The sequence below is a fragment of the Phenylobacterium sp. genome (assembly GCF_046590535.1).
GTDB lineage: Bacteria > Pseudomonadota > Alphaproteobacteria > Caulobacterales > Caulobacteraceae > Phenylobacterium.
This window is the reverse complement of the sequence record NZ_JBKJTG010000213.1, coordinates 1-8,711: the sequence shown is the minus strand read 5'-3', so window position 1 is coordinate 8,711 and position 8,711 is coordinate 1. Positions and strand designations below refer to the sequence as shown.

9 protein-coding genes are annotated in these 8,711 nt (G+C 68.3%); 2 read left to right on the top strand and 7 right to left on the bottom strand.

The window, feature by feature from the left end:
• The 4 genes from aat to aroQ all read right to left on the bottom strand — a co-directional run.
• Positions 1–612 (bottom strand): leucyl/phenylalanyl-tRNA--protein transferase (aat, locus tag ACLL81_RS12860; RefSeq protein WP_411288746.1); only part of this gene is annotated, 612 nt, incomplete at its 3' end.
• Between the two features lie 74 nt (positions 613–686).
• The gene (accC, locus tag ACLL81_RS12855) at positions 687–2,042 is read right to left on the bottom strand and encodes an acetyl-CoA carboxylase biotin carboxylase subunit (protein WP_411288745.1); all 1,356 of its coding nucleotides are present in this window, start codon (positions 2,040–2,042) and stop codon (positions 687–689) included.
• 5 nt (positions 2,043–2,047) lie between these two features.
• Complete coding sequence (gene accB, locus ACLL81_RS12850; protein ID WP_411288744.1) at positions 2,048–2,521, bottom strand: acetyl-CoA carboxylase biotin carboxyl carrier protein; 474 nt, start codon at positions 2,519–2,521, stop codon at positions 2,048–2,050.
• Positions 2,522–2,548: 27 nt separating this feature from the next.
• A complete protein-coding gene (gene aroQ / locus ACLL81_RS12845; RefSeq protein WP_411288743.1) occupies positions 2,549–2,992 on the bottom strand; it encodes a type II 3-dehydroquinate dehydratase in 444 nt (147 codons plus the stop codon).
• A gap of 80 nt (positions 2,993–3,072) precedes the next feature.
• Here aroQ and thiS point away from each other — a divergent pair, with 80 nt between their 5' ends.
• Positions 3,073–3,273 (top strand): sulfur carrier protein ThiS, encoded by a 201-nt coding sequence (gene thiS / locus ACLL81_RS12840; RefSeq protein ID WP_411288742.1) that lies wholly within the window; start codon positions 3,073–3,075, stop codon positions 3,271–3,273.
• 1 nt (position 3,274) lies between these two features.
• Positions 3,275–4,063 (top strand): thiazole synthase, encoded by a 789-nt coding sequence (locus tag ACLL81_RS12835; protein ID WP_411288741.1) that lies wholly within the window; start codon positions 3,275–3,277, stop codon positions 4,061–4,063.
• 159 nt (positions 4,064–4,222) lie between these two features.
• Here the strand turns inward: ACLL81_RS12835 and ACLL81_RS12830 are convergent, their stop codons facing one another.
• The 3 genes from ACLL81_RS12830 to ACLL81_RS12820 form a co-directional block, all read right to left on the bottom strand.
• A complete protein-coding gene (locus ACLL81_RS12830) occupies positions 4,223–4,948 on the bottom strand; it encodes a DsbA family protein (RefSeq protein WP_411288740.1) in 726 nt (241 codons plus the stop codon).
• A 139-nt stretch (positions 4,949–5,087) separates the two neighbouring features.
• Entirely contained in the window at positions 5,088–6,494 is a 1,407-nt protein-coding gene (locus ACLL81_RS12825; RefSeq protein ID WP_411288739.1) for a M48 family metalloprotease, read from the bottom strand.
• 48 nt (positions 6,495–6,542) lie between these two features.
• On the bottom strand, positions 6,543–8,711 hold a 2,169-nt coding region (locus ACLL81_RS12820; protein ID WP_411288738.1), incomplete at its 5' end, for an Rne/Rng family ribonuclease.

The window sequence follows — 8,711 nt, the reverse complement described above, 5'->3', positions numbered from 1 at the left end:
CCCCGCGGTCGCGTCCAAGCGCTGAAAGTCGCCATTGGCGCCCAACGCCTTGCCCAGCCGGCGGCGATAGTCGGCGCGCGAGATTTCCTCCGCCCCGAACTGCGCCAGGTGCTCGGTCATGAACTGGGCGTCCAGCAGCACGAAACCGCCGGCGATCAGGCGCGCCACCAGATGCACTAAGGCCACCTTGGAGGCGTCGGTGCGGGTGGAAAACATGCTCTCGCCGAAGAAGGCCCCGGCCAGCGACACGCCGTAGAGTCCGCCCACCATCTCGCCCCCCAGCCAGCACTCGACGCTGTGGGCGTGCCCGATCTCGAACAGGTCGGCGTAGAGACTTTCGATGGGTCGGTTGATCCAGGTCTCGATGCGCCCGGGCCTGGACGCCGCGCAGGCGGTGACGACCTGCGAGAAGGCGGTGTCGATCCGCACGTCGAACGGATCGCCCCGGACCGTGCGCGCCAGCCGCTTTGAAAGGTGGAAGTCGGCCAGGGGAATCACCCCCCGCCGCTCCGGATCGATCAGGAAAACCGCGTCGTCGTCCCGCGCATCGGCCATGGGGAAGACCCCGCGGGCGTAGCAGTCGAGGAGTTCGGCGGGGCCGAAGGTGTTCATGGCGCGGCTCTCTGGAACCCTTCTCCCCATGCGGGAGAAGGACCGTGTGGGCGTCCGCATCACAATCTCAGGCCTCAGGCCGACAGGTCGGCCTGCGACTTCATCCAGCGTTCCAGCCAGTGGATGTCATAGGTCCCGGAAATGATGTCGGGCTGGTGGATCAGTTCCTGGAACAACGGGATCGAAGTCTCGATGCCCCCCACCACCATCTCGCCCAGGCAACGGTTCAGCCGCGCCAGGCACTCCTCGCGGTCGCGGCCGTGGACGATGAGCTTGCCCACCAGACTGTCGTAGTCGGGCGGGATCGTATAGCCGGCGTAGAGGGCGCTATCGAGCCGAACCCCCAGGCCGCCGGGGGCGTGGAAATCGGTGACCAGGCCCGGCGAGGGCGCGAAGGTCTTGGGGTTCTCGGCATTGATCCGGCACTCGATGGCGTGGCCCTCGAAGACGATGTCCTCCTGGCGGAAGGACAGCGGCAGGCCCGCGGCGATGCGGATCTGCTCGCGCACCAGGTCGATGCCGGTGATGGCCTCGGTCACCGGGTGCTCCACCTGCAGCCGGGTGTTCATCTCGATGAAGAAGAACTCGCCGTTCTCGTAGAGGAACTCGATGGTGCCGACGCCCAGGTAGCCGATGGCCTTGACCGCATCGACCACCACCTTGCCGATCTTGGCGCGGGCGGCGGCGTTGATGGCCGGCGAGGGGGCTTCCTCGAGCACCTTCTGGTGGCGACGTTGCAGGGAACAGTCGCGCTCGCCCAGGTGGACCACGTTGCCGAAGCTGTCGGCGATCACCTGCAACTCGATGTGCCGGGGCGTCTGCAGGTAGCGTTCCATGTAGACCGCGTCGTCGCCGAACGCCGCCTTGGCCTCGGTGCGCGCGGTGCCCACCGCCTCGGCGAGTTCATCCTCGTTGCGGGCCACCTTCATGCCGCGACCGCCGCCACCGGCCGACGCCTTGATCAGCACCGGGAAGCCGATCTGGCGCGCCGCCGCGAAGGCCTCTTCCTCGGTGACCAGCGCGCCGTCGGAGCCGGGCACCACGGGGATGCCCACCGCCTTCACCGCCTGCTTGGCGGTGATCTTGTCGCCCATCATCCTGATGTGTTCGGGCTTGGGGCCGATAAAGGTGAAGCCGTGGGCGCCGACAATCTCAGCGAAGCGTGCATTTTCTGAAAGAAATCCGTAGCCTGGATGGATTGCCTGAGCCCCGGTGATCTCCGCCGCAGCGATGATCGAGGGGATGTTCAGGTAGCTCTTGGCGGCAGGAGCCGGACCAATACAGACGCTCTCGTCGGCCAGGCGCACCCACATCGCGCCGCTGTCGGCCTCGGAGTGCACGGCCACGGTGGAGATGCCCATCTCCTTGCACGCGCGGTGCACACGAAGGGCGATCTCGCCGCGGTTGGCGATCAGGATTTTCTCGAACATGGCCGCTACTCGATGATTGCAAGCGGTTCGCCGAACTCGACCGGCTGGCCGTCGGCGGCCAGGATCTCCACGATCCTGCCGGCCTTCGGCGCGGGGATCGGGTTCATGGTCTTCATGGCCTCGATGATCATCAGGGTCTGGCCGGCGGCGACCGTGTCGCCGACCTTCACGAACACCTCGGATTCCGGATTGGCCTGCAGGTAGACGGTGCCGACCATCGGCGACTTCACGGTGTCGCCCCGCGACGCGGCGGGCGCCTCGGCGGCTGCCGGCGGGACCGCAGCAGCGGTTGCGGGCGCGGCTTGCGCCGCAGGCGCGTAGTGCATGGGCGCGGCGGTCAGGGTCTTGGCCACGCGGATCTTGAGGCCCGAGTGCTCCACCTCGATCTCCGACAGCCCGGTTTCGGTGAGGATGTCGGCCAGTCTGCGGACCAGACGCGCGTCGATCGGATCGGCGGGGGCCTTGGGACTGCTAGCCATCGGATAAAACCTTTATCTTGTCGCTTGTCAGACCGGCCGCGCGAGGCCCGCGGCGGCCTCTACGGCCAGTTCATAGCTCGCAGCGCCGAAGCCGGAGACCACGCCGGACGCCACGAGGGATACATAGGTCTTACGCCGGAACGTCTCGCGGGATGCCGGGTTCGACAGGTGGCACTCCACCACCGGCACCCCCACGGCCTTCAGGGCGTCGAGGATCGCCACCGAGGTGTGGCCGTAGCCCGCCGGATTGATCACCAGCGCGCACGCCTTCTCGCGAGCCTCCTGGATCCAGTCGATCAGCTCGCCCTCGTGGTTGGATTGCCGGAACACGACTGCGGCCCCCAGGGACGCGGCGCGCGCCTCACAGAGGCGGCGCACGTCTTCAAGGGTCTGGTGTCCGTAAATCTCAGGCTCTCGCGTCCCCAGGAGGTTGAGATTGGGGCCGCTCAGCACATAGATCGGTTTCGACATTCGGCTCCGCCGTCGATTCCGCCGTCTTGTAACGGTCGGCGGCGGGGGTCACAAGCTTAGCGACCGGAGGCCGGCCTGTAATGAACCTGACCGTCAACGGAGAGAGCCGCGCCTTCGAGGCCGTGAGCGACGTCGCCGGGCTGGTGGCGGCGCTGGGCCTGGACGGGCGAAAGGTGGCTGTGGAGTGCAACCTGGAGATCGTGCCGCGCTCGGCCTACGCCCGCACGACGTTGAGCGACGGCGACCGGATCGAGATCGTGCATTTTATCGGAGGCGGGTGACATGGACGGATCGCAAGAGGCCAAGGACACCTGGTCCGTGGCCGGCCGGACGTTCACCTCGCGGTTGATCGTCGGCACCGGCAAGTACAAGGACTATGCCCAGAACGCCGCGGCCGCCGAGGCCGCGGGCGCCGAGATCGTCACCGTGGCGCTGCGCCGGGTGAACCTGTCTGATCCGAGCCAGCCGATGCTGGTGGACCATGTGAAGCCCGACCGCTTCACCTTTCTGCCCAATACCGCGGGCTGTTTCACCGGCGAGGACGCCGTGCGCACCCTCAGGCTGGCCCGGGAGGCCGGCGGCTGGGACCTGGTCAAGCTGGAGGTGCTCTCCAACACCAAGCACCTGTTGCCGGACATGGAGGAAACGCTGCGAGCCCTGAAGCTGCTGATCGCCGACGGCTTCCAGGTGATGGTCTACTGCTCCGACGACCCGGTCTACGCTCAGAAGCTGGAGGACGCCGGCGCGGCGGCGATCATGCCGGCGGGCGCCCCGATCGGCTCGGGGCGGGGCATCCAGAATTTCCTCAACCTCGGCCTGATCATCGAGCAGTCGAAGGTCCCGGTGCTGGTGGACGCCGGGGTGGGCGCCGCCTCCGACGCGGTCCTGGCCATGGAGATGGGCTGTGACGCGGTGCTGATGAACACCGCCATCGCCGAAGCCCGCGACCCGATCCGCATGGCCCGGGCTATGAAGCACGCGGTCATCGCCGGCCGGGAAGCATTCCTGGCGGGGCGGATGCCCAAGCGGATGTACGCCGACCCGTCGTCGCCCCTGGCGGGGCTGATTTAGTGTGGCGATTCAGAAATTCGTCTGTGCCTGGGGCGAACTCTGTACGAATTTCTGAATCATGAGCCACACTAGCAAGTGGATGATTTCTAGCGTGCTTCTTGGATCTGAAGTTCGCACAGAGCTCGATCCAGGCATGGGACGAACTTCAAATCCAGCACACTAGCCGGGACGCTTCAGGTCGCCGGCCTTGGCGACGATGATCGCGGCCTTCAGCGCGGCGATGTCGGCGCCGGGGATCATGATGTCGCCGACGATGAAGGCCGGGGTGCCTTCGATGCTCAGGGCGGAGGCGAGCTGGCGCACGTCGGCGATGTGCTGGCTGACCGCCGGGCTCCGCGCCGCGGCGCGGGCGGCGGCCGGGTCGATGCCCACGGCGGCCAAGTGACGGTCCACGGAGGCGTCGTTCAGCGCCTGCTCGCCCATCCAGCGGCTGTAGAGCTCCAGGCCCTTGGCCTTGGCCGGCCCGCTCACCGCGATCCGCGCGGCGGTGTCGGAAACCTCGCCGAAGATCGGCAGCTCCTTGAACACGAAGCGGACGTCCGGGTTGTCCTGGATCAGCTTGACCACCTCCGGCGCGGTGGTCTTGCAGTAGCCGCAGCGGTAGTCGAAGAACTCCACCACGGTGACCTTGCCGCGGGGATTGGCCACGAAGTCGCGGGGATCGCGCTCCAGTTGCGCGCGGTGCTTCTGGATGGCGCCGGCGGAGGCTTTCAGCGCGGCCAGCTTCTCCTTCTCCCGCAGCTTGTCGGCCACTTCCTGCAGCACCTCGGGGTGTTCGAGCAGATAGCCGCGCACCTTCTGGCCGAAGGCGGCGTCCTCGGCCTTCTGGCAGCCCCCGAGGGCCAGGGCGAGGGTCAGGGCGAGCGCAGGCGTTGAGAGAGTCATGAGCCCCAGATAGGCGAAAGTTCGAGAATTGCGAAGGCTAGAGCGCTGTTCGCTCCGATGGCATCGGAGCGGCGCTCTAGAGATTTGCCTTGTCGCGCTTTTTGACGCCGAACCGGCAGCCGCTTCGGCGGAAAGCGCTCTAGCGAGTCTGGCTGCGGGCTATCGAACCTTCGCGCGCCAGGTCCTTCAGGTCGTCCCGGCTGGGCTTGGAGACAAGCACGATGTCGGTGGCGCGGCGCCATTCCGGGGTCGTCTTGTCCAGCTTCTCGCGGGCCCGCATGGCGAAGATCCGCGCCTGGGCGATATCGCCGGTGTTGAAGTTGTACTCGGCGGTGGCCAGCCGGGCGAGACCCTCCTCGCCGCGCTTGTCGTAGCCCTCCGCCAGCATGCGCCAGGCCACCGCGTTCTCGGGGTCCTGGGCCAGAGACTTCTTCAGCTCTCCAATGCCTTCCTCGATGCGCGCCTTGTCGTCCAGGGCGATCAGGGTCTGGCCGAGGTTGACCCGCAGCAGCGGCGCGTCGGGCTTCAGCTCCACCGAGCGGCGTTGCGGCGCCTCGGCCTCCTTGGCGCGGCCGAACTCGAAGAGGATCTGGCCCTTCAACTCCCATAGGTACGCATTGTCCGGCTGCTCGGCGATCAGCGCGTCCAACAGCTTCAGCGCCTTTTCCGGCTCGCGAAGCTGGTAGTAGGCGATCGTGCGGGCATAGCGGGCCGGGTAGGAGGCATCCTTCTCCGCATACTTCACGATGGCGATCTGCGGGTTGAGGAAGGCGTCCAGCTTGGCCTTCATCACCGCATGCTCGGCCATGGCCTCGGGCGTATCGACCTTGAGATAGTTGGGCAGGCCGGCGACGCGGATTTTCAGGGCCTCGATCCGGTCCGACGAGAGCGGGTGGCTGCGGAAATAGGCGTAGCGCCGCGATTGGTCGAACACCTCCTGGTAGCGGAAGTTGTCGAAGAACTCGGCCAGGCCCCGGCCGGAGATGCCTGCCTTGTCGAGCAGGGTGGCGCCGGCCTGGTCGGCGCGGCTCTCCTGCTCGCGGCTGTAGCCCATGGCGCCCAGGGCGCCAAAATAGCTGGCGCTGCCCACCAGGCCCGCTGCGGCGTCGACGGAGCCGGCCAGGGCGGCCAGCACACCCAGGCCCATGGTCAGGAGGAACGGCTTCATGCCTGCGCTGGTCATGTCGCCGGAGCGCGCGCTGTGCCCGGCCGCCAGGTGACCCACCTCGTGGCCCATCACCCCCTGCAGCTCGTTGGGCGTCTTGGATTCCAGGATCAGGCCTGTGTAGACCCCCATGGTCTGCGGGCCGGCGAAGGCCTGCAGATCCTTGCCGCCGATCAACAGGATCCTGACGTTCTTCGGGTTGATCCCGGCCGCCAACAGGATCGGGTCGGCGTCCTTGCGGAGCGTCTCCTCGATCTCGGTGTCGCGGATCAGCGAGACCCCCGACCCCTGCGCCGCGGCTGGCGCCGGCGCCATGGCCAGCGTGGCGGACACCGTGAGCGCCATGGCGATGCGGGAAACCGACCGGGCAGGGGAGACCATGCTCAACTCTCTCACAGCGCCCCTCAACGCCCGGCCGAATCTAGCGCGTCATCCGCGCCGCCACCAGCCTTTGCGCGGGGCTGTGGGTGGCGTGGAGATCTCCGACGGGTCGGGCAGGCGAGGCGCCGGCTCGGGTTGCGAGATCGGGTCCGGCTCCGGCGCGGCCTTGACGAGTTCGACCAGGGCCGGTGCTTCGGCGGCGGGCGCCGCGGCCTTGCGGCTGCGGCTGCGCGGCTTCTTGGCCGGGGCCTCGTCGGCGTTGGCGGCCAACGGGGTGGCGATCGGTTCGGGTTCCGGCTCCGGCTCAGGCGCGATCACAGGCGCGGGCGCTTCCATCGGCCCGGCCAGGGCTTCGGCGTCTGCCTCGGCGGCGCGACCGCGTCCCCGGGCCCGCCGGGCCCGCTTGGGCTTGTCCTCGACGGCGGGCAGCTCGACCCAGATCTCGTCGTCGCCGGAGGTGGTCACCGCCAACACGCTGGCCGCAGCCGGCTGGACGGCTTCCGCAGCGGCCGCCGCCGGACGGGCAGGCGCCCGCTCGTCGTTGGCCGGCGCGGGCATATTCATGTCCTCGGCGGGGTCAAACCAGACGAAGGCGTCATCCCCGTAGGGCACCCACGGACGGGTCCAGGAGAAGGCGTCCACCGGACGGGCGTCGTCGCGAATGCGCCGGCCGCCGCGGCGGCCTCGGCGGCGGCGTCGGCCCTGGCCGTCCTCTTCGGTCTCCGGCGCGCCCTCAGGCCGCGGCGCGGCCGGATCGCGAGCCTCGCGCGGTTCACGGGACTCGCGGGGCTCACGCGCCTCCCCGGCGCCTTCGCGGGGCTCGTCGCCCCGGCGACCGCGGCGCCTGCGTCGGCGGCCCCGCCGTCCGTCGCCGTCCTCGGTGCGTTCCTCGTCGTCGCGGCGCGGCGCGGGGCGTTCGCCCGCCTCCACGGTCTGCGCGTCGTCGTCGTCCGCCTCGATCTCTTCGTCCTCGTCCTCGTCCTCGTCTTCGACGGCGTCGTCGTCATAGTCGTCGTCCGCCACGGGGGCGTAGCCGGGGACCGGCGCGGCAGTCACCGCGGCGTGGTCGGCGCGGGTCTCCGACGCGGTGCGCTCGACGCCGCAGTCGGCGTGAGCCATGGCGTCGTCCACCTTGATGGTGACGAACAGGCCGAGCGCCTGGTGCAGGCGCGCCAGGTGGGCGCGCTTCTCGTTGAGGATGTAGAGACCCACGGCGCGGGGCACGGTCAGAGTGACCTCGCCGCCGCCCTTCAGGGCCTCGAGCTCCAGGGTGCGCAGCGCGGACAGCGCGCTGGACTCCACCGAGCGGACCCGGCCGGTGCCGGCGCAGTGTTCGCAGACGTGGGTGGTGCCCTCCAGCACGCCGGAGCGGCGACGCTGGCGGCTGATTTCCATCAGGCCGAAGCTGCTGATCTTGCCCATCTGCACCCGGGCGCGATCGTCCTTCAGGCAGTCCTTCAGCTTCTTTTCGACGGCGCGGTTGTTCTTCGACTCATCCATGTCGATGAAGTCGATGACGATCAGGCCGGCCAGGTCGCGCAGGCGAAGCTGGCGGGCGGCCTCCTCGGCCGCCTCCATGTTGGTCTTCATGGCCGTGGCTTCGATGTTCCGCTCGCGGGTTGAGCGGCCGGAGTTCACGTCGACGGCGACCAGCGCCTCGGTCTGGTTGATCACCAGGTAACCGCCCGAGCGCAACGGCACGACGGGGGAGTAGATCTGGCTGAGGTGGTCCTCGACCCGGTACTTGACGAACAGCGGCGTCGGCTCCTGGTGCAGTTGAACCTTTTTCGCCTGGCTGGGCATCAGCATGCGCATGAAGTCGCGCGCTTCCTTGAACCCGGCCTCGCCCTCGACGAACACCCCGTCGATATCCTTGTCGTAGAGGTCGCGGATGGCCCGCTTGACCAGGTCCTCCTCCTCGTAGATCAGCGCCGGCGCGATGGAGTGCAGCGTCGTCTCGCGGATGTTTTCCCATAGACGCAGCAAGTACTCGTAGTCCCGCTTCAACTCGGCCTTGGTGCGCTTGGCGCCGGCGGTGCGCACGATCAGGCCCATGCCCTGAGGCACGTCCAGGCTGGCGACCACGCCTTTCAGGCGCTTGCGGTCGGTGGCGGTGTCGATCTTGCGCGAAATGCCGCCACCCCGGGCGGTATTCGGCATCAACACGCCATAGCGTCCGGCCAGCGATAGATAGGTGGTCAGCGCCGCGCCTTTGTT

Bases quoted from the DNA above. Each gene is read 5' to 3' on its own strand.
- accC (WP_411288745.1), bottom strand. From the start codon at position 2,042: ATGTTCGAGAAAATCCTGATCGCCAACCGCGGCGAGATCGCCCTTCGT.
- accB (WP_411288744.1), bottom strand. From the start codon at position 2,521: ATGGCTAGCAGTCCCAAGGCCCCCGCCGATCCGATCGACGCGCGTCTG.
- aroQ (WP_411288743.1), bottom strand. From the start codon at position 2,992: ATGTCGAAACCGATCTATGTGCTGAGCGGCCCCAATCTCAACCTCCTG.
- thiS (WP_411288742.1), top strand. From the start codon at position 3,073: ATGAACCTGACCGTCAACGGAGAGAGCCGCGCCTTCGAGGCCGTGAGC.
- ACLL81_RS12835 (WP_411288741.1), top strand. From the start codon at position 3,275: ATGGACGGATCGCAAGAGGCCAAGGACACCTGGTCCGTGGCCGGCCGG.
- ACLL81_RS12830 (WP_411288740.1), bottom strand. From the start codon at position 4,948: ATGACTCTCTCAACGCCTGCGCTCGCCCTGACCCTCGCCCTGGCCCTC.
- ACLL81_RS12825 (WP_411288739.1), bottom strand. From the start codon at position 6,494: ATGGTCTCCCCTGCCCGGTCGGTTTCCCGCATCGCCATGGCGCTCACG.